General features: G+C 64.2%; 33 protein-coding genes. 31 read left to right on the forward strand and 2 right to left on the reverse strand.

Translation table 11 applies throughout. The features are described from left to right. Window positions 1-635 precede the first annotated feature (635 nt). Window positions 636-839, forward strand: coding sequence for a hypothetical protein (locus CT3_RS14640; RefSeq protein ID WP_115594639.1), 204 nt, complete (start codon window positions 636-638; stop codon window positions 837-839). Window positions 840-899: 60 nt separating this feature from the next. Here CT3_RS14640 and CT3_RS14645 read toward each other — a convergent pair whose 3' ends face one another. Next, window positions 900-1,958 carry a phage portal protein gene (locus CT3_RS14645; RefSeq protein ID WP_098066200.1) on the reverse strand — a complete coding sequence of 353 codons (1,059 nt, stop codon included), beginning with the start codon at window positions 1,956-1,958 and terminating at the stop codon, window positions 900-902. After that, entirely contained in the window at window positions 1,958-3,664 is a 1,707-nt protein-coding gene (locus CT3_RS14650; RefSeq protein ID WP_428042566.1) for a terminase large subunit domain-containing protein, read from the reverse strand. Before CT3_RS14650 ends, CT3_RS14645 begins: the two co-directional genes overlap by 1 nt. A gap of 312 nt (window positions 3,665-3,976) precedes the next feature. Between CT3_RS14650 and CT3_RS14655 the strand changes: the two genes are divergently transcribed. The 30 genes from CT3_RS14655 (at window position 3,977) to CT3_RS14800 (ending at window position 24,618) form a co-directional block, all read left to right on the forward strand. Further along, the gene (locus CT3_RS14655) at window positions 3,977-4,816 is read left to right on the forward strand and encodes a GPO family capsid scaffolding protein (protein WP_066533745.1); all 840 of its coding nucleotides are present in this window, start codon (window positions 3,977-3,979) and stop codon (window positions 4,814-4,816) included. Window positions 4,817-4,857: 41 nt separating this feature from the next. After that, window positions 4,858-5,868 (forward strand): phage major capsid protein, P2 family, encoded by a 1,011-nt coding sequence (locus CT3_RS14660; protein WP_066533746.1) that lies wholly within the window; start codon window positions 4,858-4,860, stop codon window positions 5,866-5,868. Between the two features lie 73 nt (window positions 5,869-5,941). Continuing rightward, complete coding sequence (gene gpM / locus CT3_RS14665) at window positions 5,942-6,676, forward strand: phage terminase small subunit (RefSeq protein ID WP_066533748.1); 735 nt, start codon at window positions 5,942-5,944, stop codon at window positions 6,674-6,676. A gap of 133 nt (window positions 6,677-6,809) precedes the next feature. Then, window positions 6,810-7,298: a head completion/stabilization protein gene (locus tag CT3_RS14670; RefSeq protein ID WP_066533749.1), complete on the forward strand. Its 489-nt coding sequence runs from the start codon at window positions 6,810-6,812 to the stop codon at window positions 7,296-7,298. An 11-nt stretch (window positions 7,299-7,309) separates the two neighbouring features. Continuing rightward, entirely contained in the window at window positions 7,310-7,519 is a 210-nt protein-coding gene (locus tag CT3_RS14675; protein WP_066533751.1) for a tail protein X, read from the forward strand. 8 nt (window positions 7,520-7,527) lie between these two features. Then, window positions 7,528-7,800 carry a holin gene (locus CT3_RS14680; protein WP_083520276.1) on the forward strand — a complete coding sequence of 91 codons (273 nt, stop codon included), beginning with the start codon at window positions 7,528-7,530 and terminating at the stop codon, window positions 7,798-7,800. Continuing rightward, window positions 7,793-8,302: a glycoside hydrolase family protein gene (locus tag CT3_RS14685; RefSeq protein ID WP_066533754.1), complete on the forward strand. Its 510-nt coding sequence runs from the start codon at window positions 7,793-7,795 to the stop codon at window positions 8,300-8,302. The genes CT3_RS14680 and CT3_RS14685 overlap by 8 nt, the downstream gene beginning before the upstream one ends. Then, a complete protein-coding gene (locus tag CT3_RS14690) occupies window positions 8,302-8,865 on the forward strand; it encodes a hypothetical protein (protein WP_066533756.1) in 564 nt (187 codons plus the stop codon). Before CT3_RS14685 ends, CT3_RS14690 begins: the two co-directional genes overlap by 1 nt. Then, complete coding sequence (locus tag CT3_RS14695) at window positions 8,849-9,343, forward strand: phage tail protein (RefSeq protein ID WP_066533757.1); 495 nt, start codon at window positions 8,849-8,851, stop codon at window positions 9,341-9,343. Before CT3_RS14690 ends, CT3_RS14695 begins: the two co-directional genes overlap by 17 nt. A gap of 3 nt (window positions 9,344-9,346) precedes the next feature. Next, window positions 9,347-9,802, forward strand: coding sequence for a phage virion morphogenesis protein (locus tag CT3_RS14700; RefSeq protein ID WP_066533758.1), 456 nt, complete (start codon window positions 9,347-9,349; stop codon window positions 9,800-9,802). A 69-nt stretch (window positions 9,803-9,871) separates the two neighbouring features. Beyond that, window positions 9,872-10,564, forward strand: coding sequence for a phage baseplate assembly protein V (locus CT3_RS14705; protein WP_193761059.1), 693 nt, complete (start codon window positions 9,872-9,874; stop codon window positions 10,562-10,564). Then, the gene (locus CT3_RS14710; protein ID WP_345890519.1) at window positions 10,561-10,902 is read left to right on the forward strand and encodes a GPW/gp25 family protein; all 342 of its coding nucleotides are present in this window, start codon (window positions 10,561-10,563) and stop codon (window positions 10,900-10,902) included. The genes CT3_RS14705 and CT3_RS14710 overlap by 4 nt, the downstream gene beginning before the upstream one ends. Then, the gene (locus CT3_RS14715) at window positions 10,899-11,759 is read left to right on the forward strand and encodes a baseplate assembly protein (RefSeq protein ID WP_066533762.1); all 861 of its coding nucleotides are present in this window, start codon (window positions 10,899-10,901) and stop codon (window positions 11,757-11,759) included. Before CT3_RS14710 ends, CT3_RS14715 begins: the two co-directional genes overlap by 4 nt. Next, window positions 11,752-12,369 (forward strand): phage tail protein I, encoded by a 618-nt coding sequence (locus tag CT3_RS14720; protein WP_066533765.1) that lies wholly within the window; start codon window positions 11,752-11,754, stop codon window positions 12,367-12,369. Before CT3_RS14715 ends, CT3_RS14720 begins: the two co-directional genes overlap by 8 nt. 3 nt (window positions 12,370-12,372) lie before the next feature. Continuing rightward, window positions 12,373-13,245, forward strand: coding sequence for a phage tail protein (locus CT3_RS14725; RefSeq protein WP_066533766.1), 873 nt, complete (start codon window positions 12,373-12,375; stop codon window positions 13,243-13,245). A gap of 101 nt (window positions 13,246-13,346) precedes the next feature. Continuing rightward, window positions 13,347-13,805, forward strand: a complete 459-nt coding sequence (locus tag CT3_RS14730; RefSeq protein ID WP_127446248.1) for a hypothetical protein — start codon at window positions 13,347-13,349, stop codon at window positions 13,803-13,805. 93 nt (window positions 13,806-13,898) lie between these two features. Continuing rightward, window positions 13,899-15,092, forward strand: a complete 1,194-nt coding sequence (locus tag CT3_RS14735; RefSeq protein WP_066533771.1) for a phage tail sheath protein — start codon at window positions 13,899-13,901, stop codon at window positions 15,090-15,092. A gap of 33 nt (window positions 15,093-15,125) precedes the next feature. Then, window positions 15,126-15,635, forward strand: coding sequence for a phage major tail tube protein (locus CT3_RS14740; RefSeq protein ID WP_066533773.1), 510 nt, complete (start codon window positions 15,126-15,128; stop codon window positions 15,633-15,635). 44 nt (window positions 15,636-15,679) lie between these two features. Then, entirely contained in the window at window positions 15,680-16,036 is a 357-nt protein-coding gene (locus CT3_RS14745; protein WP_083520278.1) for a phage tail assembly protein, read from the forward strand. A 26-nt stretch (window positions 16,037-16,062) separates the two neighbouring features. Beyond that, window positions 16,063-16,191 (forward strand): GpE family phage tail protein, encoded by a 129-nt coding sequence (locus CT3_RS14750; protein ID WP_083520279.1) that lies wholly within the window; start codon window positions 16,063-16,065, stop codon window positions 16,189-16,191. A gap of 3 nt (window positions 16,192-16,194) precedes the next feature. Continuing rightward, entirely contained in the window at window positions 16,195-18,852 is a 2,658-nt protein-coding gene (locus CT3_RS14755; RefSeq protein ID WP_066533775.1) for a phage tail tape measure protein, read from the forward strand. Between the two features lie 27 nt (window positions 18,853-18,879). Then, window positions 18,880-19,320, forward strand: coding sequence for a phage tail protein (locus CT3_RS14760; RefSeq protein WP_066534031.1), 441 nt, complete (start codon window positions 18,880-18,882; stop codon window positions 19,318-19,320). 12 nt (window positions 19,321-19,332) lie between these two features. Then, on the forward strand, window positions 19,333-20,352 hold the full coding sequence (locus tag CT3_RS14765; protein ID WP_066533777.1) for a contractile injection system protein, VgrG/Pvc8 family: 1,020 nt from the start codon (window positions 19,333-19,335) through the stop codon (window positions 20,350-20,352). Window positions 20,353-20,484: 132 nt separating this feature from the next. Beyond that, window positions 20,485-20,724 (forward strand): hypothetical protein, encoded by a 240-nt coding sequence (locus CT3_RS14770; RefSeq protein WP_066533778.1) that lies wholly within the window; start codon window positions 20,485-20,487, stop codon window positions 20,722-20,724. A 29-nt stretch (window positions 20,725-20,753) separates the two neighbouring features. Beyond that, the gene (locus tag CT3_RS14775; RefSeq protein ID WP_127446249.1) at window positions 20,754-21,185 is read left to right on the forward strand and encodes a hypothetical protein; all 432 of its coding nucleotides are present in this window, start codon (window positions 20,754-20,756) and stop codon (window positions 21,183-21,185) included. Next, window positions 21,175-21,678, forward strand: a complete 504-nt coding sequence (locus CT3_RS14780; protein ID WP_282597777.1) for a hypothetical protein — start codon at window positions 21,175-21,177, stop codon at window positions 21,676-21,678. The genes CT3_RS14775 and CT3_RS14780 overlap by 11 nt, the downstream gene beginning before the upstream one ends. Then, the gene (locus tag CT3_RS14785; RefSeq protein ID WP_066533784.1) at window positions 21,665-21,880 is read left to right on the forward strand and encodes a hypothetical protein; all 216 of its coding nucleotides are present in this window, start codon (window positions 21,665-21,667) and stop codon (window positions 21,878-21,880) included. Before CT3_RS14780 ends, CT3_RS14785 begins: the two co-directional genes overlap by 14 nt. A 128-nt stretch (window positions 21,881-22,008) precedes the next feature. Beyond that, complete coding sequence (locus CT3_RS14790) at window positions 22,009-22,455, forward strand: LexA family protein (protein ID WP_066533785.1); 447 nt, start codon at window positions 22,009-22,011, stop codon at window positions 22,453-22,455. Window positions 22,456-22,459: 4 nt separating this feature from the next. Further along, the gene (gene cho, locus CT3_RS14795; protein ID WP_066533786.1) at window positions 22,460-23,317 is read left to right on the forward strand and encodes an excinuclease Cho; all 858 of its coding nucleotides are present in this window, start codon (window positions 22,460-22,462) and stop codon (window positions 23,315-23,317) included. 8 nt (window positions 23,318-23,325) lie between these two features. After that, on the forward strand, window positions 23,326-24,618 hold the full coding sequence (locus CT3_RS14800) for a Y-family DNA polymerase (protein WP_066533788.1): 1,293 nt from the start codon (window positions 23,326-23,328) through the stop codon (window positions 24,616-24,618). Window positions 24,619-24,696 lie beyond the last annotated feature (78 nt).

The raw sequence follows: 24,696 nt of genomic DNA on the forward strand, positions 1-24,696 counted from the left end.
AAAAAAGCCTGTCCCCAGGTGGGGACAGGCTTTCAAGGCTTCGCCTGGATCAGGCGATGTGTTCGTGGTGCGCGGAGCCGGACTCGCTGCACAAATAAATTCAACGATTTAGCACTCAAAAGCGGGATTCACGCGGGATGCGGTAGCACTGTCAGTGAGGCTTTCATCACTGCTTTCTAACCGGTCGACAGCTACTGAATCCTGCCCCGGCCTTGGATTGCATGCATTTCACCACTCTCAACGCCCTAGAGTGAAACGATAACCGTCAATTCCCGTCATTCAAAAATCGGAACCTCTTGTGCGCTGAGCCACGCCAGTGCAAGACCTACGATTACCGACACCTACGTCGAAACCGACATATTAAGCGGGCAGGCGCGGCGGGGTCTCGATCGCGCGCCGAGGGGGATGGTTGGGGTGCCCGCCGGTCGCCCCCCTGGCCCCCTGCCCCCTCCTGCCCCCTCCTGCCCCCTGGTGGCTCCTGGTGGCCCTGGCCGACCCCTGCTGGGCCCGGGTGGCCCCTGGTGCGCAGGTGGCGGGCTGGTGGCTATGCGTGCTTCATACAGTAGAAAAAGCGTTTGCTCACATGTAGTTAGACTGCATATACTGTATAAATATACAGTGTTTAGAGAGCATCCATGCCTTCCAAGAACTCAGCAAATGAGCGGCTACAGAGAGAGATAGACGACGTGAGCGCGGCCGTGGGGGCCTTGTGCGAGCTGCTGGCCGCAGCCCAGCAAGGGCAGATCAGTGCAGATGCACTTCACACCCTGCTGCAGCCGCTCTCGCGCAGGCTGGATCTGGCCGCCGGCACACTGGCAGACTGCGCCGCCGTCGGCTGAAAACAAAAAGCCCCGCGGTGCGGGGCTCTCTGTCATATCTTGGGTTGGGCCGTCAATGCATCACACCAGCCCGCCCTGCCCAGCCTGGTCCACCCCAGGCAACACATAGGGCGTCCAGCGGCAGATCTCTTCGCCCATGTAGTCGTTGATCGCACTGCCGATGTGCGCCTGCAGCGGGTACACCTCATTGCGCGCAAACACCCGGGCCGCGTCCACCACATTGCCAAAGCCGCCGGCGTTGGCCGGCACCACGCCCATCAACTGGGGCGGCACCCGGTGCGCGGCGAGCTGGTCGTCCCGGCTCACGTTCTTGATGTTGAAGAATTCGTCCTTGGCTGCGGCTTCACCAATCGGAATCAGCTGGATGCCCTTCTCCTTGCCATTCGGACTGTGGAAAAACAGGTTGCGGAAGTTGCCAAGCCCCTTGCTGCTTTTCAGCGCCTGCCGCAGCGCGTCCACGTCGCCCTGGCTCGTTTCCGGGTCGGTCAGGTAAAGGATGTAGCCCGCATGGCTGCCGTTCGTGTAATAGCGCCGGCGGAACAGTGTGGCGCTCTCGTTCAGCAGCGCAGCCTGCAGGGATGACAGGTACTGGGGCAGCCCATACACCTCCTGGTGTACATCCGGCTCCAGCACATGGCAGATGCTGCCCTTGGCAAAGTAGTGCGCCTGCTGCCAGGTGCGCACAAAGCCAAAGCGCTGCAGATCCTGGTGGCGCCGCACATACTTGGCCAGGGCGTGCTTCAGTTGCATCCCGTCGCCCAGCATGTTGCGCGGTCGCTCCAGGTAGGAATTACCAAACACAAGAAAGTCCGTGCCCAGCTGGCGCATGGTCGCCCGGCTCAGCAGCTTGTGTGGGATGAACGTGCTAGCCAGCACCTGGGCCTTGAAATGGATGGCGCTTTCATGGTGCGTGGCCGCGCGGAACGACCGGGCCAGTCCGTCAAAGCTGACGGGCGGGTCATACCACTCCCCATTCACCCAGCATTCCACATAGTCCAGGATCTCCCGACGGTCCAACACCGCTTCCGGGTCACCAAAAGAGAAAGCCTCAGTCCGGGCCGGGCTGGTGGTGGTGGTCAAAGCTGTGGCTTCCGCGGCTGCGGGCATCAGGGTGGTCATCAGTAAAACTCCATGGTGGCGCCACCGCCGTTGCCGCCCAGGGCAACCGCTTCCAGTGGCTCATTGTCCAAAGCATTCATACAGGCCCAGGCCAGGTCAGAGTGGCCGGCCTCCTCGCTGCGGCCGCCGGCGTAGGTCACATTGCGGCCGCTGGCCGTCATCTCGCGCTTGATCGCCATAAAGCTGCGCTGCAGGTCCACATCCCCGGCATCAAACTCCAGGCGGCCCGCGCGCATCACGCTCTGCGCCTTCAGCACCAGGCGGGTCTTCACCTCCACGCTGTACTGCAAGGCCTTCACGCTGGGGAAGAACTTCTTCACGATCTGGTAGACCCCTTGGCCCAGGCCTGTGGTGTCGATGCAGATGTGCTGCACGTTGTATTTTTCGGTCAGCTTGCGGATCTGCTCTGCCTGCCCTTCAAAGTCCGCACCCTTAAACTGCAGGCGCTCCAGCACGCGGAACTTGCCGCCCGGCGCGTCTGGCGGTGCCAGCACAACCAGGCCGGCGGCGTCGCCCGTGTGGCTGGGGTCATAGCCAATCCACACCGGCTTGCGCCCGTAGGGCCGCAGGGCAAAGGGTTTGAAGTCGTGCGCCCATGCATCCCAGCTGTCCACATGGCAGCCCATCAGCATGCTCAGCGGGAACACGGCAAAGCTCTCGTCCACAAACCCGCACATCAGCAGGTTGTCCCATTCCTCGTCGCTGTATTCAAAGCGCAGCTCGTCCAGGTCGAACAGATCGCAGCCCCCTGCAACGGCATCCAACACCGTCACAATCTGGCGCCAGATCTTGTCCTCACCGGTGAAGCCGCCTGCCAGCCAGTCGTGGGTCAGATTCAGCTCAATGCGATCCGCCTTGGCGCGCTTGCGGTTGATGCGCGCCCCGCTCCAGAAGGCATAGGCCTGGTGCTGCAAGCTGCTGGGCGTGCTGAAGTAGGTCTTGCGCCAGTGCTTGTGCATGGCCATGCCGCTGGCTACCTTGTTCAGTTCTTCAAAGCGGTGCGTCCAGAAGAACTCGTCAAAGTAGAAATTCCCGTGGTAGCCCTGGGCCGTGCGCGCATTCGTGCCCAGGAAATAGAGCGTGGCACCGTTGGGCAACACAATCGGGTCGCCCTTCAGCTCAATGTCCAGCACCTCCTGCACAAACGCCACGATGTACTGACGGAAGATCTGCGCCTGCGCCCGGCTGGCAGACAGAAAGATCTGATTGCGCCCAGTCTCCAGCGCATCAATCAGCGCCTCGCGGGCAAAGTACCAAGTCGCACCAATCTGCCGACTTTTCAAAATCACCCGGGTGCGTTCCTGGCTGTTCTGCCACCAGGTCAGCTGGTACTTGAACAGGCTGTCAATGAAGGCGGCTTTCAGCTTCTCCAGCGCCGCTTCACCCAGTGGGTTGCGTTCCGGCTGGCGCTTCGGCCCGGCATTGCGCTCCAGAATGTTCGGGTTCAGGTCGGCTTCCTTGCCCGTCTTCTCGTAGCGCTGCACGCGCGCCAGGCGCTCAATCTGGCGCCCCAGCAGGTCAATCTCTTTGAAGTCGCCGCCGGTCTTGCTGTCCTTGTTGATCAGCGTGCACAGGCGCATCTCCAGCGTGCCTTCCACCCGCTGCACTGCAGTGGCCTGCTCCCAGGCATCCGCCTTCTTCCATTCGTGCACCGTGGTGCGCGGCACCTCCAGGTGCTCGGCAATGTGCGTCACCCGCCAGCCCATCCAGTACAGCGCGCGGGCTGAACGGCGCTTGTCCTGGCTGCGGTCCGTCAGCGCGCGCAGCACATCCAGCTCCTGCGCCGGGGCATCAGGCTGCTGGGTGTTGGCAATGGGAAAAGGGTTGTGCTGACCGCTGCGCACACGCGCCCGCCGGTCCTTGGTGGCCGTCATAGGGCTGCAGTTTGGGCGGCATAACGCGCGGGCGCACCCACGCATTTATGTGCAGTGCGCCGCTACAGCGCCAAGCGCTGGCCGCCTACAGGCAAGGCTCAGACCATAGAGGGACCGAACAACCACCCTCTAAGCAGCACACACATGTCCAAGTCCAAATGGTTCCGCGTGGCCACCGAAGGTGCCACCACTGACGGCCGCAAGATCGAGCGCCACTGGATCGACCAGATGGCCAAGAACTTCAGCCCCGCCAAGTACGGCGCCCGCGTCTGGATCGAGCACATGCGCGGCATGCTGCCCGAAAGCGCTTTTGCCGCCCAGGGCGACGTGCTGGGCGTGCAGGCCCGCACCGTGGAGGACGGCAAGCTGGCCCTCTTCGCGCAGATCCAGCCGCTGGAATCCCTGGTGGCAATGAACAAAAAGGGCCAGAAGCTCTACACCTCGATCGAGGTGGACCCTGAGTTCGCCGGCACCGGCGAGGCCTACCTGATCGGCCTGGCCGTCACCGACTCCCCGGCCAGCCTGGGCACTGAAATGCTGCAGTTCGCAGCCCAACACCCCAACGCCAACCCGCTGGCAGGCCGTAAGACCAACCCCAACACGCTGTTTACGGCTGGCGTGGAATTCGCCCTGGAGCTGGAGCCCGAGCAACCCGCCAGCCCGGATACCGGCGTCCTGACCGCAGCTTTGGCCAAGTTCACCGCCCTGCTGGACAAGTTCCAGTCCGCGCCTGCTGCGCCTGCCGCCCCGGCCGCCCCTGCCGTTCAGCAACACAGCGCCCTGCCAGCCGAAGTGGTCGCAGCACTGGCCGCCGTGCCCCAGACCCTGCAGGCCTTTGCCGATGCATCGGAAAAGTTCAGCCAAGGCCTGGCCAAGCTGGAAGGCAAGCACGACGCCTTGGTGCAGCAACTCAGCACCCAGTCCGCAGACCCGCATCGCCCTGCCGCCACCGGTGGCGCTGGTCGCGACGTGGCCGATTACTGAGCCCGGCCCGCCACCCTCCACACCCCATTCCAAGGAACCCTATGCACAACGATACCCGCCAGCACTTCGCTGGCTACATGGACCAGCAAGCCCGCAACAACGGCGTGGGCAGCGCTGCCGACAAATTCAACGTCGCCCCCAGCGTTCAGCAAAAGCTGGAAGGCAAGCTGCAGGAATCCAGCGCGTTCCTGGGAATGATCAACATCATCGGCGTGAAAGATATGAAGGGCGAAAAGCTTGCCCTGGGAGTGAACGGCCCCATCGCCAGCCGCACCAACACCAGCGGCAACAAGTCTCGTCAAACGCGTGATGTCGCCGGGCTGACCGGTGAGCAATATGAGTGCGTCCAAACCAACTACGACACCCACCTCCGCTACGCCACGCTGGACGCATGGGCTCAGTTCAAAGACTTCCAGCCCCGCATCAGCAACTACGTGATGCAGCAGTGCGCCCTGGACCGCATCATGACTGGCTGGAATGGCGTTCGTGCCGATGCAGATACCGACCGCGAAACATACCCCCTGCTGCAGGACGTGAACATCGGCTGGCTGGAGCACATCCGCACCAAAGCCCCGGAACGGGTGCTGAAAGACGGTGCAGTGCAAGGCAAGATCACGGTAGGCAACGGTGGCGACTACGCCCACCTGGATGCCCTGGTCTATGACGCCACCAAGACCCTGCTGGATCCCTGGTGCCAAGAGGATCCACGGCTGGTCGCCATCGTGGGACGCGACCTGATGCACGACAAGCTCTTTCCCCTGATGGAAAAGAACGACGCCCCCACCGAGCGCCTGGCCGCTGACATCGTGGTCAGCCAGCGCCGCCTGGGGGGCCTGCAGGCTCTCGTGGCGCCCTACTTCCCCCCAGGTTCCGTACTGGTGACTCGCCTCGACAACCTATCCATCTACTTCCAGAACGGTGCTCGCCGCCGCGGCATCAAGGATGTGATGGAACGCGATCGCGTCGAGTTCTATGAATCCAGCAATGACGCTTATGTGGTCGAGAAATATGGCCAATGCGCCCTGGTGGAAAACATCCAGTCCGCTGCCTGACGCCCCCGCTGTCCCCTTGGGCCGCTGCCGCCACGGCGCGGCGGCCCTTTTTTGACCCGCACACACCAACACCATGCCCCAGACACCCGCCCAGCGGCACCGCGCCCGCATCCTTGCTGCCCAGCAGGCCGCCCAGGCGGCGGCTGCAGACCCCCATGGCCCCATGCAGGGGGCTGAACACGAACTGATGCTGGCCCAGCTCCACGCCCACCTACGCACACTCAAGGCCATTCAGTCCGTGGAAAAGAAGATCGAAGCCAAGCGCACCATGCTGGCCGACTTCGATAACTACCTGGATGGCGTGCTGGAGGCCGACGCCGGCGCCCAGGACCCCGTGGTCACCACCCTGCTGGTGTGGCACCTGGACGTGGGGAATTGGCGCCAGGGCCTGCAGCTGGCCGGCTATTGCCTGCGCCACGGCCTGCAGCTGCCCGACCAGTACCAGCGCAACCTGCCCACCCTGCTGCTGGACGACATCAGCGAAGCCGCCATTGCCGGCAAGCTGGCCGGTACCGACGCCATGGTGGCGCTGGCCCAGGTGGATGAACTCACCAAAGACCACGACACCCATGACCAGGCCCGCGCCAAGCTGCACAAGGCCATCGGCTGGGCCGCCATGGGCAAGACCGCCACGCATGACGTGGACGCCAAACAGCTGCAGCGTGAGCAAGTGGCCATTGCCCTGCCCCAGCTGCAGCGCGCCATCGCCCTGCATGTGCAGATCGGCGTCAAAAAAGATGTGGAACGCCTGGAACGCCGCTGGAAAGAACTGCAAGCGCAGACCCCAGCCGACCAGGCACCCGACTGAGCGCACCCCGCGCCGGGCGGCTCCAGGGCCGCGGCCACGCCGGCGCCGCCGCGCACGGCCAACGTCCTGGACCACCGCCCACCCGCTCAACCCGCCGCCCCACCAGCCCCTCTGCAACACAGCGCCCTGCACCATGAATGGATTCATCGTCACAGCCAACCCGCCAGCGGCCACGCAAGAGCCCGTGGTCAGCAATGGCACCTGGTTCCCAGACATGGACCCGGTCAAGGTGCGCAACGCCTGCCGGCTGGATGGCACTGTCACGGCCGACCGCCTGCGCCCTGCCCTGATGGACGCCATGCTCAGCGTCAATGCAGAGCTGCAGGAATGGGCGGACGAACAGCGCACCCGCTGGGGCTATGCCTGCCTGGCCAATGTGCCTGCGCCCCAGATGGATGGCGAAAGCGCCAAAGTCCTCTACTACCGCCGCGCTGTGCACGCCTGCCTGCAGGCCGATCTGGCAGAGGCCTACCGCAACCTCTCCACCATCCCTGCGGGCTCCGGTAAGGCAGACCGCGTGCTGGAAGACCTGGCCATCCAGGTAGACCAGCACCGCCGCAACCAGCGCTGGGCCATTGCAGATCTGCTGGCCCGCCCGCGCTGCACCGTGGATCTGCTGTAACCCCGCCAGCCATGGCCACGCAAATCCGCACCCAACAAGGCGAAACGGTAGACGCACTGTGCTGGCGCCACTACGGCCGCACCCGCGCCTTGGTGGAAGCCGTCATGCAGGCCAACCCTGGCCTGACCCGCCACGGCCTGGTGTTGCCGCAGGGGCTGCTGGTCACCATGCCGGACATTCCGGTGCCCCAAACCAAACCCACCGTGCAGCTGTGGGACTGAAAGCAACCATGGGACTCAAAACAGACACCGTTGTGGAAGCCGCTGGCAGCGCCGCCTTTGGCCAGAAGATCACCGCCGGTGGCGCAGTGGGCGCCGCAGGTGGCTGGTTCTTCTCCAGCGAATTCGCTGCCGTGGCCGGCCTGGTCATTGCCGTGGTGGGCCTGCTCATCAACTGGCACTACCGCCGCGTGGAAGCCGGTTTCAAGCGCGAAGAAAACGCCCGCCAGCAGCGGGAACACGAAGCCCGCATGCGCAAACTTCAGGGGGAATGCCATGAATAAGCGCACCCCTGCCTCCGCCCTGGGCCTGACCGCCGCCATCCTGCTCGCCTGGATCGGGCATGAAGGCTTCACCGCCGCCCCCACCATCCCCACCAAGGGCGATGTGCCCACCATCGGCCACGGCGCCACCCACTATGAAGACGGCCGCCGCGTCACCATGGCAGATCCGCCCATCACCCGCCAGCGTGCGGGTGAGCTGGCCGCCAACCTGCTGCAGAACACCTACGTGGCCTGCGTCAAGCGCAGCCTGGGCGAAACGCCCATGCACCCCGTGGAGTTTGAACAGGCGGTGGACTTCGCTGGCCAGTACGGCTGCACCAACTGGTGGAACAGCACCATGCGCGCCCAGTACGTGGCCGGCAACTACGGCCCGGCCTGCCAGGCCTACCTGCGCTACAAGTTCGCAGCCGGGTATGACTGCAGCACCCCGGGCAACAAGCGCTGCATGGGGGTGTGGACCCGCCAGCTCGCGCGCCACGCCGCATGCACGGGGGTGCTGTGATGCTGCGCCCCTCTACCGACCGCCTGGCCGTTACCGTCCTGCTCTGCGCCGTGCTGCTGGCGTCCTTCTACGCTGGCGTGCTGTTTGAAGGCCGCCGCGTGGCCCGTGCCGCCGCGGTCGAACTGCAAGACCTGCAGCGCCGCCACGCCCGCACCACCGCCTGGCTGCGTGGCGAACGCACTGAGGCAGAAGCCAGCCTGCGCCACCGCATCACCACCTTGGAAAACCAGCTGTCCAATGACCAGAAAGAAGCCGATGCAGCCCACAACACCCATCTTGCTGGCCTTGGTGCTGGCACTGTCCGCGTGCACGTCCCTGTCGTCCTGCCCGCCAGCTGTCAGCCCGCTGGAATACAGCCCGCCGGACATCCCGCCGCTGAACCTGGCCCCACGTACGCCGAACTTGACCCAGCGGCAGCAGCAAATCTTGCCGGTATCAGCCACGACGGGGACCAGGCCATCCGCGAACTCAACCACTGCATTGCCCAGTACGGCGAAGTAAAGCAGGCCTTCACCGCCTGGCGCCAGAAGCTGCAGGAGCTGGACCATGCGCAAACCCCCTAGCCTGCGCGCCCACCTCACCGCCGCGCTGCCGGAATTCGCCCGCGACCCCGAACGGCTGATGATGTTCGTGCTCGATGGTCGCATTGCCACCACCGGCACCGCCGCCCTGGGCTGGCAGTGGCACTACACCCTGCGCACCGTGCTGTGCGACTTCACCGGCCACCCGGACGCGGCGGTGGGCCCCATCCTTGTCTGGCTCCGTGCCCACCAGTCCGACCTGCTGAACAATCCCCAGTCCAAGGGGCAGGCCATCCGCATCCAGGCGGAATACCTCAATACCCAGGCGCTGGATCTGGTGCTGGATCTGCAGCTCACCGAATCCGTGCACGCCTGCACCCTGGAAGGCGGTGCACCTGGTGCGTTTGAGCTGCTGCACCGGGCAGAGCCACCCGGCCCGGCAGACATGCCACACGACCCGGTCACCTCGCTCTACCTCAACGGCCAGCAGTTGGCGGCCTGGCCACCGCTGGCCCCCTGACCCATGGCAGACGATCTGCTCCGGCTGGAGGATTGGCTCAGCCCCCTGATTGCGCGCCTGCAACCAGCAGAGCGCCGCCAGCTTGCCCGGGAAGTGGCCATCAGCGTGCGCAAGGCCAACCAGCAATCCATGGCCGCCCAGCAAAGCCCGGACGGTCAAGCCTGGGAACCACGCAAGAACCGCAGCCGTGATGCCAAAGGCCGCCTGCGCCAAGGCCCCATGTTCCGCCGCATGCGTATGGCGCGCCACCTGCGCACCAAGGCATTTACAGACTCTGCCGTGGTGCAGTTCATTGGCCGGGCAGAACGCATTGCCCGTGTGCACCACTTTGGCCTGCGCGACCGCGTGACACCAGGCGGCGCCGAGTACAGCTACCCGGAGCGACCGCTTATAGGCATCAGCCAGGACCAGTTGGAGCAACTGCGCGACATCATCCTGAACCGCCTCGCCGGCAGCTGATTGTGTAGACCTTGCCGCTACATGCGCGCGCGCTGGCGCCCGCGCGTAGCGCTGGGCACCATGGCTGGCATGTCCGATCAAGCGCCAGAACACAGCCCGGTAGAGCTGTACCGCCTGCTTGCCAACCTCATCCGTGAGGGGCGTGTGGAAGAAGTGCGCCCTGGCCGCCCTGCGCGCTGCCGGGTACGCGCCGGCGAACTGCTGACCAACTGGGTGCCCTGGATCAGCCTGGCCGCCGGCGGCGGCCAGCAGACCCGCCACTGGCGCGTTCCGGCCATTGGTGAGCCCTGCCTGCTGTTTTCTCCGGAAGGCGATCTGGGCCAGGCGTCCGCCCTGGTGGGCAGCTTCAGCGAAGACATGCCCCAAGGCTCCGAGAGTGCTGATGTGGAGCGGCACGACTTCAGCGCCACCGACTACTGGGAACACAATCGCCAGGACGACACCCTGGTGCTGGACATTGCCCAGGCCATCACCCTGCGGGTGGGTACATCCACCCTGCATATCACGCCGGAAGGCACCACGCTGACCACCCCCGAGTACACGGTGGACAGTGCGCAAACCACCTTCACCGGCGCAGCCACCGTGGAGGGTTTGTTCACCTTCAACGCAGGCATCGCAGGCAAAGCAGGCGCCAGCGGCAAAAACTCTGTGCAAGGCGGCATGGACTTTGAAGGCGGCCAGATCAACCACGACGGCAAGAACATCGGCGGCACCCACGCCCACCCAGATCCGCACGGCGGCAACACCGAGGGCCCGCAATGATGGACCGCACCACAGGCCGCCGTATCACCGGCATTGCGCACCTTCGCCAATCCATTGTGGACATCCTGACCACGCCGCTCGGCTCCCGGCTGGAGCGGCGCACCTACGGCAGCATCCTGCTCAGCCTGATGGATGCCCCTGCCAACTCCATCACCCGCCTGCGCTGCTATGCCGCCATTGCCAGCGCGCTGATGAACTGGGAACCCCGCTTGCGCGTCACCCGGGTGGGATTGGACTTTGGCCCGGACCCCGGCCAGGCCACCCTGGCGCTGGAGGGTGATTACAAAGGCCGCAGCGTCAGCCTTTCCGCCGCCCTGCCGCTACGGGGTGCTGCATGAGTGTGGATCTGTCCCAACTTCCAGCCCCCAATGTGGTGCTGCCGCTGGACTTTGAAGCCGAATTTGCGCGCCTCAAAGCCCAGGTGGTCGCCGACATGGCAGACGACTATCCAGAAATGGCCGACGTGCTGGAACTGGAGTCCGAACCCGCCACCAAGATCCTGCAGCGCTGGGCCTATGAAAACGTGGCCATGCAGGCACGCATCAACGACAGCGCAAAGGCCGTCATGCTTGCCTATGCCGTGGGCGAAGATCTGGACGTGGCCGCCGCCAATAACGGCGTGCAGCGCCTGGTGGGTGAAACCGACGGCCAACTGCGCCGCCGCGCACAGATGGCGTTTGAAGGGCTGACCGTCGCCGGCAGCCACGGCAGCTACATCTTTCACGGTCTGGGCGCGGATGCCGATGTGCTGGACGCCATGCCCATCACCACCACCCCGGGAACCGTCCGGGTATATGTGCTCTCCCGCGTGGGCGATGGAACTGCCAGCCCGGAACTGCTGGAGAAAGTCCTTGCAGCCCTGAGCCCGGACGATGTGCGCCCCCAGAACGACACCGTCGAGGTCGCCTCGGCCGAAGTACTGCACTTCACCGTCAAGGCGCTGCTGCGCCTGTATCCCGGCCCCGCCAGTGCTTCCGCGCTGGAACGTGCGGGCGCCGTCCTGGCTGCCTACCTGGCCAGCTGCCGCCGCCTGGGGTATGACGTGGCAGAAAGCGGCATCAAGGGCGCCTTGCATGTCCAAGGCGTACAAAAGGTGGCACTCGAAACGCCGGTTGCCGACGTGGTGGTCGAACCCCATCAGGTGGCCTACTGCACCAGCGTGGACATCCAGCCTGCAGAGGGCAGCTATGTCTGATGCCCACCTGTTGCCCCCCAACGCCACCCCGCTGGAGCGTGCCATGGCCAGGGCCGGCCGCCTGCGGCACACGCCGGAAGTCATCCGCACGCTGTGGAGCCCCTGGGACTGCCCCCTCCTCCTGCTGCCCTGGCTGGCCTGGGCCTGGAGCGTGGACGAATGGGACTTGGCCTGGACCGAAGCCCAGCAACGCGCCATGGTGGCCGCCTCCATGCGCCTGCACCAAAAGAAAGGCACCACCTGGGCCGTGCGCGAAGCCCTGCTGCGCAGCGGCCTGGAAAGCGTGCGCGTCATTGAACACCCCGAGGGCGCCCACTGGGCCGAATTCGATGTGGATGTGGCCGTGGTGGACCGCCCGCTCACCCAGGCCGCCATGGAACGCGCCGCTGCGCTGATCCAGGAATACAAGCGCCAGGCCTGCGTGCTGCGCACCCTGCGCACCAGCCTGCAAACCCGCGGCACCGTCACCGTGGGCATGCAGCTGCTGGCTGGCGACACCACCACCGTCTACCCCATGCAGTCAAAAGACATCACCCCCGCAGCGCTTGCGCAGGGCTGGGCCTTTGCCGCACATGACGCCCTGACCACCACCATCTACCCCATGCACTAAGCCGTGAGCACCTATTACACCCTCCTCACCAACCTGGGCGCAGCGCTGCATGCCAATGCCCAGGTCATGCAAACCACCGTGCCCTGGACACACATGTGCCTGGGCGACGGCGGCGGCGCCCCCGTGGTGCCGGTGCAAACGCAGACCGCCCTCAAGCGCGAAGTGCACCGCCTCGCCATCACCGACATTGCCCAGCACCCGGACAACCCCAACTGGCTGATTGTGGAAGCCGTGGTCCCCAGCGACGTGGGCGGCTGGACCGTGCGCGAAACCGCCATCTACGGCGGCGCCAATGGCGCGCAATGCATTGCCGTGGGCAACTACCCGGAAACCTACAAGCCCGTGCTGGCCGAGGGTGCCGCCCGCGAGATGGTCATGCGCATGGTGGTGGAAATCAGCAGCACCGCCACCGTCAAGCTCACCATCGACCCGGCCGTAGCCATCGCCAGCCGTGCCTGGGTGGAAAGCCTGGTGGCCACCCCGCAAAAGCGCGGCCTGATCAAACTGGCAACGGTGGATGAATCCAAGGAAGGTGTGCGCCCGGATGTGGCCGTCACGCCGGAGGGGCTGAGCGCTGCACTGGAGACTCGGCAAAAAGCCCTGGGTGACGGGCAAACCCGCTCAGCCGGCGCCGGGTACCTTGAAAACATCACATACCCCAACCCCGTGCAGCGGACTTGTGAGGTGCGTGTAACGGGAACCACCAATGCAGCCAATGGCGGCGCACAGATTCAAGTCAATGGCGTGGCTAAAGCCATTGCCTCCAGCCCTCTGACCGTGGGCTTTGTTTCCACATCCGTCATCTTGCTCAAAGGCGAGACTTTCAAAGTCGTCCGCTCGAGCATGGGTGAATTTCAGATCGAGGTCATCGCATGAATCCGGTGCACAAATTTTTCAACTCTCCAGACGGAGAAGTGTTTGCCCTTCTGGCAGACGGTTCGCAGGATGCAGAAATTGCAGCCCGCAACCTCACACCTATGACTGCTGATGAACTTGACGCACACTGCAACCCCATCCACCCTATTCCTGTGATTGCTGCGGGCCTGCAGGCCTTGGTCGATGCGGAATACAAGCGCCAGATGGGCCTCATCACTGCGAAGTACCCCGAGGAAGAGCGCAGCAGCTGGTACATCCAGACGGCCCAGGCCCAGGCCGTTATCTCCGGCTCAGCAGCAGCTACGCCATGGCTGGATGCGTGCGCACAGACCCGCGGCATGCCGCGTGAGGAACTGGCCCAGCGCATCATTGCCCTGGACGCGCAATTCCAGGGCATGCACGGTTTTCTGACCGGTGTTCGCCAGTGGCATGAAGAAGCAATTGGCGCCATCGTCGCGGCGGCGCAATCCGACGAAGCGCAGGCGCGTGCAGAGCTGGCTGGCTACGACGTAATGCAGGGCTGGAGCAACGACCAAACGGAGCCCGCCCCGGCTTTGTGATGTAGACCCATCCCCTACACCCTCCCGCGCTGGCGCGCACGCGGGGGGATCGCGACCATTGAGGGGTCGCAAACTCCAGCCCCTCAAGCGCCCATGTCCACCGAATACCACCACGGCGTGCGTGTCCTCGAAGTCACCGAAGGCATCCGCACCATCCGCACCGTATCCACGGCTGTGATTGGCATGGTTGCCACCGCATCCGATGCCGATGACGCAACCTTCCCGCTGAACAAGCCAGTCCTCATCACCCATGTGCGCAACGCCATCGCCAAGGCGGGCGTGCTGGGAACCCTGGCCAAGTCGCTGGATGCCATTGCCGAGCAATGCCTGCCCATCACCGTGGTGGTGCGCGTGGCCGATGGCGTGGGCGAAACCCCGGAAGAAAAGGCCGCCAGCCTGACCAGCAACGTCATTGGCGGCGTGGCGGCAGACGGCACCTACACCGGCATGAAGGCCCTGCTGGCGGCGCAGGGCAAGCTCGGCGTCAAACCCCGCATCCTGGGTGCACCCGGTTTGTCCACCCAGCCGGTGGCCACGGCCCTGGCCACGCTGGGGGAACAGCTGCGCGGCATGGCCTATTGCGGCACCTACCAGGACACCGTGGGCGACGCCATCCTGTACCGCGGCGAATTCGGCAAGCGCGAACTGATGCTGATCCATGGCGACTTCCAGCGCTGGGACACCGTATCCAACGCCACCGTGGATGCCTGGGCCGAAGCCTACGCCCTGGGCCTGCGCGCCAAGATCGACCTGGAAACCGGCTGGCACAAGACTCTGTCCAACGTGGCCGTCAACGGTGTCACCGGCATCAACAAAGACATCTACTGGGATCTGCAGAACCCAGCCACCGATGCCGGCCTGCTCAACGGTGCAGACGTCACCACCCTCATCAACCGGGACGGCTATCGATTCTGGGGCAGCCGCACCTGCAGCGACGAACCCCTGTTTGCCTTTGAAAGCGCCGTGCGCACCGCGCATGTGCTGGCCGACAGCATTGCAGAGGCCCACATGTGGGCCGTGGACAAGCCCCTGCACCCCAGCCTCATCAAAGACATCCTGGATGGCGTCAATGCCAAGTTCCGCGAACTGATTGGCGGCGGCTACCTGCTGGGCGGCAGCGCCTGGTTTGACGCCACGGTCAATGAAGCGCCCACCCTGAAAGAAGGCCAGGCCCTCATCGACTACGACTACACCCCCGTGCCGCCGCTGGAAAACCTCACCTTCAAGCAGCGCATCACAGACCGCTACTTCGCTGACTTCGCGGCCAACGTCCAGGCCGCGGCCTGACTGCCCACCACCGATTAGCAGGAGAACACCACCATGGGCATGCCCAAAGTCCTGAAGAACTTCGCCGTCTTTGTTGACGGCATCAACTACACCGGTGAGGTCGAGGAATTCACCCTCCCCAAGCTCACACGGAAGCTGGAGGACTACCGCTCCGGCGGTATGAACCTGCCCGCCAAGACCGATCTGGGCATGGAAGGGCTGGAATCGGAAGTTTCCTCCGGCGGCTGGCTGAAAGACGTGATCCGCCAGTTTGGCGCCGCCGGCGTGAACGCCGTGCCTATCCGCTTTGTGGGCGTCGTGCAAAGCGACGACACCGGCCAATACAGCGCGGTCGAAGTCTCCATGCGTGGCCGCTGGGAAGAGATCGACATGGGCGGCGCCAAGGCCGGTGAAAAGTCCGAATTCAAGTGCAAGGTCGCGCTCAACTACTACCGCCTCTCCTGGGACGGTGAAGAGCTGATCGAGATCGACGCCATCCGCATGATCGAAAAGTTGGCCGGCGTGGACCAGTTCGCCATCGTCCGCCAGCTGCTGGGCATCTGATGCCTGCCCTCCCCTGAATCCCATTTTTCCCGAAAGCACCAACCATGCGCGTCCAAGACTCCGACACCCAAGACACCACCACCCAAGCCATCGACTCCGCCCAGTCGGCCGCCGCCCAGGACGACAAGATCCGCACCGTCACCCTGGAAGAACCCATCACCCGCCCCAGCGGCCAGAAGATCGAAGTCATCACCATCCGCAAGCCAATGGGCGGCGCCCTGCGCCGCGTCACCCTGTCGGACCTGCTCAGCCTGAACACCGACGCCCTGCAGACCGTGCTGCCCCGCGTGACGGAACCCGTGCTGGTCAAGCCTGACTTTGACCTGATCGACCCCGTGGACCTGGTCAAGCTGGGTACGGAACTGGTGAGTTTTTTCGTGCCGAAGAAGGAGCGCAGCTAAAGCTCCCCGACCGGATTGAAGAGGCCATGGACGTTGTGGCCTTCTTCTTCCACTGGACCCCGGCGGTCATGGACGCCATGGACCCCGCCGAGCTGATGCGCTGCCGTGAAAGCGCCATTGCCATCCACAACCGCCTCAACACCCCGGAGAAATAAGCAGTGGCCGACCAAAACATGCGCCTGCGCGTGGTCCTTGACCTGGTGGACAAGGCCATGGCCCCGCTCAAGCGCATCGGCCAGGGCAGCAAGGAAACCGCGGCCACCCTGAAGGCTGCGCGGGAACAGCTCAAACAGTTGAACCAGACCCAAAAGGATGTGGGCGGCTTCCGTGAAGCCCGGACCGGCCTGGCGGAAACGCAGACCAAGCTCAAGGCCGCTCGGGACCAGGTGCGCCAGCTGGCAGCTGCCTTTGCACAGGCTGGGCCTCCCACCAAGGCCATGGCCCAGCAAATGGCTACAGCGCGTGCGGCTGCCAGCCAGTTGGGTGCACAGTTCAACGCTCAACGCCAGAGCGTGCAGCAACTGCGTGACAAGCTCAGCGCCGCCGGCATCAGCACCCGCAACCTCTCCACCCACGACCAGCAACTGCGCAACAGCATTGCTACGACCACAGCCCGCATCAAGTCGCAAACCGAATCGCTCAAGCGCCAGGGCGACCAGCAGCGCAAGCTGGCCCAGATCCAGCAGCAAGCCGCCAAGGGTGCGGCCATTGGCGGCGGCATGGCCGTGGCAGGCGCCGCGTCCATCTATGCCGGCAAGCAAGTGGCCCGCCCGGTGTCGGCGGCCATGGGTGCGTTTGCACCGCAGGAAAACGCCACCACCCAGCTCAAGGCAAGCATGATGAAGGCCGACGGGTCGGTGCCGGAAGAGTTTGAAAAGATCAACGACCTGGCCACCAAGCTGGGGGACCGCCTGCCCGGCACCACGGCGGACTTCATCGAAATGATGACCATGCTCCGCCGCCAGGGCCTGTCCGCCCAAAGCATCCTGGGCGGCACGGGCGAAGCCGCCGCCCTGCTGGGTGTGCAGCTGCAAATGCCGGTCACCGCGGCGGCAGAGTTCGCCGCCAAGATGCAGGATTCCACCCGCACCAGCGAAAAAGACATGCTGGGCCTGATGGACACCATACAGCGCACCCACTACCTGGGCGTGGACAGCGGCAACATGCTCAACGGCTTCAGCAAGCTGTCGCCCATCATGTCCATCACGCGGCAGGAAGGGCTGGAATTCGCCAACAGCATGGCCCCGCTGCTGGTGATGATGGACCAGACCGGCATGGCCGGCGAATCCGCCGGCAACGCCATCCGCAAGGTGTTCCAGGGTGGCCTGGACACCAAAAAGCTGGACAAGGCCAACGACCTGCTGGGCGACGCCAAGGCAGGCTTCAAGCTGAAATTCACCGGCGACAAAGGCGAATTCCTGGGCATGGACAACCTGTTCGCCCAGCTGGACAAGCTCAAGGGCCTGGGCGACAACGCCGTGCTCAAGACCTCGGTGATGAAGCAGCTCTTTGGTGATGACGCCGAAACCCTGCAGGTGCTCAACACCATGATGGACAAGGGCAAAGCCGGGTATGAAGAAATCGCCGCCAAGATGGGCGACCAGGCCGACCTGCAAAAGCGTGTGGACGAACAGCTGGGCACCTTCACCAATGTGGTGGAAGCCGCCCAAGGCTCTGCCACCAACGCCCTGGCCAGCATTGGCAAGGCCATGGCCCCGGATCTGAAGGATCTGGTGAACTGGCTGGGCGAAGCCAGCGGCAACTTCAACAAGTGGGTGCAGGAAAACCAGCAGCTGGTGCGCTGGCTGGGCATGGGCGCGCTGGCCCTGGCCGCCTTCCTGGCAGCCACGGGCGCCCTGCTCATCCCCCTGGGTTTGATCGTCGCCAAGGGCATGGCCGTGCGCTGGATGTTGGCCCAGATCGGCGTTACGTCCGGCCCGCTCACCTTGCTGCGCGGCATGTTCACCTGGGGCGCCAAGCTGCTGCCCGTGCTCATGCGCTTTGGCCCTGTGCTGCTGCGGTTCCTGGGGCCCATTGGCCTGCTCATTACCGCAGGCATGCTCATTTATCAGAACTGGGATGCCATTGCGGCCGGCGGCCTGCGGCTGTGGACCGGCCTGGTCTCCGCGCTCAGCACCCTGTGGAATGGCATGGTCAGCATGGTGCAGGGCATCTTTGCCGGTGGCGTCAGCGCCTGGCTGCAGGCCCTGCTCAACTTCAGCCCGCTCGGGGTGCTGTGGTCCGCCATCACCACGGCGCTGGGGGCGCTGGGCATCCAGGTTCCGCAGCAGTTCATGTCGCTGGGCGGCTTCATTGTGGATGGGCTCATTGGCGGCATCACCAACAAGCTGGGCGCCCTCAAAGACACCGTGGTGGGTGCTGCCACCGCCGTGGCTGGCTGGTTCAAAGAAAAGCTGGGAATCGCCAGCCCATCCAAGGTGTTCACAGAATTCGGCGGCTGGATCAGCGAAGGCGCCGCCGTGGGCATGGAAAAAGGCCAGGCCGCCGTGCGCACTGCCGCCCTGGCCGTGGCCGGTGCCGCCCTGGTGCCCGTGGCCCAGGCAGACGGCCCGATTGTTGGCCCTGGCGGGCCAGACGGCGCAGGTGCCATGCCCATGGTCAGCCGCGGCACGCCCATGGCACCCAGCCTGTCGGCCGCGCCGGCGGCGGGTGGCAGCGGCCCCATCAGCATCACCATCCACGCAACCCCAGGCATGACACCCGAGGACGTTGCCCGTGCCGTGGCTGCAGAGCTGGACAAGCGCGAACGCGCTGCCGGCGCCCGCCGCCGCAGCGGCCTGTATGACCAAAACTGACGCAGGCCCACCCACATGACCCAATCCATGCTCATGGCCCTGGGCCAGTTCGTGTTTGGCCTGGACACCCTGGCCTATGAAGAATTCAAGCGCAGCAACACCTGGCGCCACCCCAGCACAAGCCGCGTAGGCGCCCGGGCGGCCCGCCAGTTTGTGGGCGTGGGTGACGACACCATCAGCCTCAGCGGCTGGGTGTCGCCCGAGCTGTGCGGCACCTACGCCAGCGTGGCCGAACTGCGCGCTATGGGCGACAGCGGCCAGGCCTTTGCCGTGGTGGCCGGCACCGGTGAAGTGTTTGGCCAGTACGTGATCGAAAGCCTGAACGAAACCGGCACCCTGCACTTTCCAGACGGCACGCCCCGCCGCATCGTCTTTGACCTGCAACTCACCCGCGTGGACGACGAAGCCGGCGGCCAGCAGGTAGACGTGGACGAAACCGGCCAATACGTGGCCACCGGTGAGGAATAACCCAGCACCACCATGGCAGACCAGGAACGCTACCGCCACCCCGCCCCCACCTACCGCCTGGTGGTGGCCGGCAAAGACATCACCCCCGCCGTCGATGCCCGGCTTATCAGCCTCACGCTCACCGAGGGGCGCGAAAACACCGCCGACCAGCTGGACCTGGAGCTGGACGACAGCGACGGGCAGCTCACCCTGCCCCGCAAGGAAGCCGAAATCGAACTGCAGCTAGGCTGGCAAGGCCAGCCGCTGATCGACAAAGGTACCTTTGTGGTGGACGAGGTAGAGCACACCGGCGCCCCGGACAAAGTCACCATCCGCGCCCGCGCGGCAGACCTGGGCGGCGAGATCCGCAAACGCGCTGAAAAAAGCTGGCACAGCACCACGCTGGGTGCCATCCTGGCCGAAGTGGCCAAGCGCAACAGCCTCAGCCACAAGGTAGACGCCAAGCTGGCCGCCACCAAGGTGGACCACGTGGACCAGACCAACGAAAGCGACATGCACTTTTTGACCCGCCTGGCACGCAAGTACGACGCCGTGGCCACCGTCAAGAAAAAGCACCTGCTGTTCATGCCTATCAACGGCACCACCACCAGCAAGGGCGAAAGCCTGCCCACCATTCACATCACCCGGGCCAGCGGGGACCAGCACCGCTGGAGCAGCAGCACCCGGGAGGCGCTCGACGGCGTGCGCGCCTGGTGGTCAGACCGCGTCAATGGCAAGCGCAAGGAAGTGGTTGCTGGCGACAAAACCCGCAACGTCAAAACCCTGAAAGAAACCTACGCCAGCGAACAAGACGCCCTGACCGCTGCCCGCGCCGAACGCCAGCGCCTGGAACGCGGCATGGCCACGTTCGAACTGACCCTGGCGCTGGGCCGCCCAGAACTGATGCCCCAAAGCCCCGTGCGCGTGACCGGCTTCAAGGAAGACATCGACGGCCAGGGCTGGCTGGTCAAAGAGGTCTGCCACACCCTCAGCGACGGAGGGCTAGGTAGCAAGGTGCAGATGGAACGGGGTGGCAGCGAAAAAAGCGAATAGCTGCCGGTGTCGCAAATCTCGGTGGTAGAAATAGCTTGCGAATGTGCAAACTTTGCACTACAGTGGAAACCATGGACAGCAACCCTGCACATCCGACCAGGCGGACCCTGGAATCCTCTGAAGGAACACATCATGAACGCCTACGAACTCTTCGATGCAGCATTCGACTCCGCATGCGATAACGCCGAAGCAACCATCCAGTACATCCAGGCATATGCAGATGGCGCATTCGGTCTGACAGTGAGCGATGAAATTGCGCAGAAGATGCTGGCCTGCAAGGCGGCTTGCGCGAAGGCCAACGACGCAAACGGTGAGTGGGGATTCAACCGCGATCACTACATTCGCCGTGAACTGGAAGAAATCGAACTGTAAACACAAGGCCCCTCGGGGCCTTTGCTCATATGACAGACAAACCCATAGTTTTATCGGTGCCTGCTGAGCTCAAGGGGGCGTGGATTGCGGCCTCCCGTGCTCAAGGCATGAAGCTCTCGGACTGGATCATTCAAAAGGTGGGTGTCATGGATTACGACTTCAACGGCTTTTCACTCAACATCGCAGTCTTTGTGCCATTCGAACGTTACGTGCGTGCACTTCCAGACGCTGATGCCCGTGCGCTGTTCAAGCGCGTACGCGATCTGAATGCAAGGCAGGTGGATGCTGTGGCCGCCCTCAAGATCGTCAGCACCTATCTGGAAAAGCGCATGGCCATTGCAGACGGGATTGCAGACCGTGAGCTGTTCCATGACATCAATGCAGACGCACTCGGCTACTTTGCCGCCGCCCCTGAATTGACACATACAGACTTGATCGCTGTGCTGGCCGATGCCACGTAAGCGCACGCCAAAGGTGCGCATCTGCGAATGGTGCGGGCACTTGATCGGCGCAGAACGTGGGCCGGCATCCAAAACGTGCAGCCCTGAATGCCAGCGCGACCGCAACAACGACAAAGAGAAAAAGCGCTACCAGCGCGTCAAGCTCACACCGGCTTGGCAAGAAACTCGCACCGACTACCTTGCCCGGCTCAAAGACAGGCTGCAGAACGATGCAGCCTTTGCAGCCCGCTACGTGGCAGGTCGCAGGGCTGCTGTGCGCAAGTACCGCGCCGAGCTGGAAAAAGATCCGGTGCGTTGGGCGAAGTACCAGGAAAGGCACAGAGCCTGGTTCCACAACCTGACGCCTGAGCAGCGCGACAACGCCCGCGCCCAGAACCGCGCTTGGTACGCCAACCTCGATCCCGAATTCAAGCGACTGTTTCTGCTGCAGCTGCGTGAAAAACGGGCACACAAAAGACTGCAAGAACTGGAAGGCCTGCATGGACAAGAATGATTTTGTGCAGTGGCACAAGCGCCTGGGCTTTGCCTCTCAATCAGAAGGCGCCGCGGCGCTCGGCGTCAAGCGCAGCACCTACGCCAACTACATGGGCGGCATATCGCGTACCACGGGCAAGCCGGTGGATTACGACCTGCGGCTGGCCTACGCCTGCGCCGCCATTGAGGCGGGCATCAAGCCGCTCGGCTACCAAGACTGACCGGCAAGAGCCCCGCATTTTTGCTGCCCTACTTTGTTGAGAGCACGCAAGCGGCTGCAAATCTGGCTCCGGTGTAAAGGCGGCGCATCGGCGCCCGGCGTGGTGCCTCTCTCGCATACACTGTATGCATGTACAGCAATCGTTTACTTGCCGGCATTCCCGTGCCAGCCATCGTGAGCCCCATGCCGCTGCCTATGGCGGTATCGTCCGTGCGCGGCGGCTTCCCCAGCCCGGCGGCAGACTTTGCTGTGACTCGCATCGACCTGGCCAGGGAGCTGACCCAGCACTCCCTGTGCACCTTCATCCTGCGGCTGGCCGGCGACAGCATGGAAGGCGCCGGTATCTTTGACGGCGACCTGCTGGTGGTGGACAAGTACCTCAAGCCAATACACGGGGACATCGTGATTGCCGAGCTGGACGGGGAATTCACCTGCAAGCGCCTGCACATTCGCAACGGCCAGTTCATGCTGCGCCCGGAAAACCCCACCTACCCCGACATACGCCCCAAGGACGGGCAGAGCATTGAGGTGTGGGGCGTTGTCACCAGCGCCGTAAAGCGCTTTCGCACGGTATGAAGCCATGCACATACCAGCCCGCCGCCGGCCGGAGTTCGATCAGGCCCGCATCTACGAATACCCCGAACACCTGCGCGCGTCCCTGCTGGACATGCCGGCCAAGCCCGGCGTGTACATCTTCCACCCCGCAGAAGGCGCCCTGCCGCTGTACATAGGCAAAAGCGTCAACCTGCGCTCACGCCTGCTGTCCCACCTGCGCAATCCAGATGAAGCCCGCCTGCTGCGCCAGGCCGCGCGCATCAGCCACATCCGCACGGCAGGCGAAATAGGCGCCCTGCTGCTCGAGGCCAAGCTCATCAAGCAGCAGCAGCCGCTGTACAACCAAAAGCTGCGCCGCAACCGCCAGCTGTGCGCGCTGCAGCTCAATGACGGCGTGCCCGAAGTCGTCTACTCCAAAGACATGGACTTTGCCGCCACGCCCAACCTGTACGGCCTGTACGCCAGCCGCACCGGTGCCCTGCAGGCGCTGCGCGAACTGGCAGATGCACACCAGCTCTGCTATGCCGAACTGGGCCTGGAAAAGCTCCCCCAGGGCCGCCCCTGCTTTCGGCACATGCTGCGCAAGTGCAACGGCGTGTGCTGTGGCCTGGAAAGCGAAGCCACCCATGCACAACGCCTGCGCATCGCGCTGGAAACCCTGCGCGTAGCCACCTGGCCCTACCCCGGCGCCATTGGCCTGGAAGAAGTGTGCGACGACATGCGCCAGATCCACGTGGTGCACAACTGGTGCTACCTGGGCAGCGCCCCCGGCCTGCGCGATGCGCGCAAGCTGGCCAAAGTCGCCGCCGGGTTTGATGCGGACGGCTACAAAATCCTGTGCCGCCCCATCCTCACCGAACAAACGCGCATCATCACCCTGTAGGTCATGCCATGTTTGCCCTGCTGGATGGCAACAACTTCTATGTCAGCTGTGAGCGTGTCTTCCGCCCCAGCCTGAAAGGCCTGCCCGTGGTGGTGCTGTCCAACAACGACGGCTGCGCCATCGCCCGCAGTGAAGAGGCTAAAGCCCTGGGCATCAAAATGGGTGCCCCCTACTTCCAGATCCGCCACCTGCATGACCAGGCCGGGCTGGTGGCTCTGAGTGCAAACTTCACGCTCTACGGCGATATGAGCGACCGCATGCACAGCCTGGCCGCCGGCATGGGGCCGGAGCAAGAGATTTACAGCATTGATGAGTGCTTCATCAACCTGCAAGGCGTGCGGGACGCCACGCGCCGCGCCTGGGCCATCCGGGACCGCGTGCTGCGCGGCATCGGCATCACCACCTGCGTAGGCATTGCGCCCACCAAGACCCTGGCCAAGCTGGCCAACCACATCGCCAAGGATGCAGAGCGCAAGCCCGGCAGCTACCCTGCAGAGCTGGCCCGGGTGTGCAACCTGGCAGAGCTACCGCCCGCCACGCTGCAGCAGCTACTGCAGCAAACCGCCGTGGGTGAGGTGTGGGGCGTAGGCCGCCGCATTGCAAAGCGCCTGGCAGAGCACAGCATCTGCACCGCCCTGGACCTGGCGCGCATGCCACCGGCCATGGCCCGGGCCCAGTTCAGCGTGGTGCTGGAACGCACCGTGCTGGAGCTGTGCGGGCAAAGCTGCATCAGCCTGGAGCTGGCCCCGCCCCCAAAGCAGCAGATTGCATGCACTCGCTCTTTCGGGCGGCCGGTGACAGACCTCGCGCCCCTGGTGGAAGCTGTTAGCCACTTTGCCCAGCGTGCAGCAGAAAAGCTGCGCGCCCAGCAAAGCCGCTGTGGCGCCGTGCTGGTGTTTGCGCACAGCAGCCCATTCAGGGCCAATGACCCACGGTTTTCCGAAAGCGCCACGGTGCAGCTGGTGCAGCCCAGCAGCGATACCACCGTGCTGGTGGCCGCCGCAGAACGCGGCATACGCAAGATCTACCAGCCCGGCTACCGGCTGGCCAAGGCCGGCGTAATGTTGCTGGACCTGAGCCCACAGACACGGAACCAGCCCTCACTGCTGCCCGAAGAGGCAGAGCCCACGGGCCGGGATCACAGTGCACTGATGGAAGCCATGGACCGAATCAATCAGCGTTGGGGCAAAGGCGCCGTGGCGGTGGGCAGTGCTGTGCAAGTGAGTGTCTGGGGAATGCGGCAAGAGCGCCGCACCGGCATGTGCACCACCCAGCTGGATCAAGTGCCGGTGGCGCGCTAGGGTGAAACTTGACACATCCTCCATTGAGGATCCCTGCCCCATCGATTGGTCTGCTGGCTGCAATCGACAATTAGCGAC

The organism is Comamonas terrigena NBRC 13299 (assembly GCF_006740045.1).
Classification (GTDB): domain Bacteria; phylum Pseudomonadota; class Gammaproteobacteria; order Burkholderiales; family Burkholderiaceae_C; genus Comamonas; species Comamonas terrigena.

Bases quoted from the DNA above. Each gene is read 5' to 3' on its own strand.
- CT3_RS14640 (WP_115594639.1), top strand. From the start codon at position 636: ATGCCTTCCAAGAACTCAGCAAATGAGCGGCTACAGAGAGAGATAGAC.
- CT3_RS14645 (WP_098066200.1), bottom strand. From the start codon at position 1,958: ATGACCACCCTGATGCCCGCAGCCGCGGAAGCCACAGCTTTGACCACC.
- CT3_RS14650 (WP_428042566.1), bottom strand. From the start codon at position 3,664: ATGGGCTGGCGGGTGACGCACATTGCCGAGCACCTGGAGGTGCCGCGC.
- CT3_RS14655 (WP_066533745.1), top strand. From the start codon at position 3,977: ATGTCCAAGTCCAAATGGTTCCGCGTGGCCACCGAAGGTGCCACCACT.
- CT3_RS14660 (WP_066533746.1), top strand. From the start codon at position 4,858: ATGCACAACGATACCCGCCAGCACTTCGCTGGCTACATGGACCAGCAA.
- gpM (WP_066533748.1), top strand. From the start codon at position 5,942: ATGCCCCAGACACCCGCCCAGCGGCACCGCGCCCGCATCCTTGCTGCC.
- CT3_RS14670 (WP_066533749.1), top strand. From the start codon at position 6,810: ATGAATGGATTCATCGTCACAGCCAACCCGCCAGCGGCCACGCAAGAG.
- CT3_RS14675 (WP_066533751.1), top strand. From the start codon at position 7,310: ATGGCCACGCAAATCCGCACCCAACAAGGCGAAACGGTAGACGCACTG.
- CT3_RS14680 (WP_083520276.1), top strand. From the start codon at position 7,528: ATGGGACTCAAAACAGACACCGTTGTGGAAGCCGCTGGCAGCGCCGCC.
- CT3_RS14685 (WP_066533754.1), top strand. From the start codon at position 7,793: ATGAATAAGCGCACCCCTGCCTCCGCCCTGGGCCTGACCGCCGCCATC.
- CT3_RS14690 (WP_066533756.1), top strand. From the start codon at position 8,302: ATGCTGCGCCCCTCTACCGACCGCCTGGCCGTTACCGTCCTGCTCTGC.
- CT3_RS14695 (WP_066533757.1), top strand. From the start codon at position 8,849: ATGCGCAAACCCCCTAGCCTGCGCGCCCACCTCACCGCCGCGCTGCCG.
- CT3_RS14700 (WP_066533758.1), top strand. From the start codon at position 9,347: ATGGCAGACGATCTGCTCCGGCTGGAGGATTGGCTCAGCCCCCTGATT.
- CT3_RS14705 (WP_193761059.1), top strand. From the start codon at position 9,872: ATGTCCGATCAAGCGCCAGAACACAGCCCGGTAGAGCTGTACCGCCTG.
- CT3_RS14710 (WP_345890519.1), top strand. From the start codon at position 10,561: ATGATGGACCGCACCACAGGCCGCCGTATCACCGGCATTGCGCACCTT.
- CT3_RS14715 (WP_066533762.1), top strand. From the start codon at position 10,899: ATGAGTGTGGATCTGTCCCAACTTCCAGCCCCCAATGTGGTGCTGCCG.
- CT3_RS14720 (WP_066533765.1), top strand. From the start codon at position 11,752: ATGTCTGATGCCCACCTGTTGCCCCCCAACGCCACCCCGCTGGAGCGT.
- CT3_RS14730 (WP_127446248.1), top strand. From the start codon at position 13,347: ATGACTGCTGATGAACTTGACGCACACTGCAACCCCATCCACCCTATT.
- CT3_RS14735 (WP_066533771.1), top strand. From the start codon at position 13,899: ATGTCCACCGAATACCACCACGGCGTGCGTGTCCTCGAAGTCACCGAA.
- CT3_RS14740 (WP_066533773.1), top strand. From the start codon at position 15,126: ATGGGCATGCCCAAAGTCCTGAAGAACTTCGCCGTCTTTGTTGACGGC.
- CT3_RS14745 (WP_083520278.1), top strand. From the start codon at position 15,680: ATGCGCGTCCAAGACTCCGACACCCAAGACACCACCACCCAAGCCATC.
- CT3_RS14750 (WP_083520279.1), top strand. From the start codon at position 16,063: ATGGACGTTGTGGCCTTCTTCTTCCACTGGACCCCGGCGGTCATGGAC.
- CT3_RS14760 (WP_066534031.1), top strand. From the start codon at position 18,880: ATGCTCATGGCCCTGGGCCAGTTCGTGTTTGGCCTGGACACCCTGGCC.
- CT3_RS14765 (WP_066533777.1), top strand. From the start codon at position 19,333: ATGGCAGACCAGGAACGCTACCGCCACCCCGCCCCCACCTACCGCCTG.
- CT3_RS14770 (WP_066533778.1), top strand. From the start codon at position 20,485: ATGAACGCCTACGAACTCTTCGATGCAGCATTCGACTCCGCATGCGAT.
- CT3_RS14775 (WP_127446249.1), top strand. From the start codon at position 20,754: ATGACAGACAAACCCATAGTTTTATCGGTGCCTGCTGAGCTCAAGGGG.
- CT3_RS14780 (WP_282597777.1), top strand. From the start codon at position 21,175: ATGCCACGTAAGCGCACGCCAAAGGTGCGCATCTGCGAATGGTGCGGG.
- CT3_RS14785 (WP_066533784.1), top strand. From the start codon at position 21,665: ATGGACAAGAATGATTTTGTGCAGTGGCACAAGCGCCTGGGCTTTGCC.
- CT3_RS14790 (WP_066533785.1), top strand. From the start codon at position 22,009: ATGTACAGCAATCGTTTACTTGCCGGCATTCCCGTGCCAGCCATCGTG.
- cho (WP_066533786.1), top strand. From the start codon at position 22,460: ATGCACATACCAGCCCGCCGCCGGCCGGAGTTCGATCAGGCCCGCATC.
- CT3_RS14800 (WP_066533788.1), top strand. From the start codon at position 23,326: ATGTTTGCCCTGCTGGATGGCAACAACTTCTATGTCAGCTGTGAGCGT.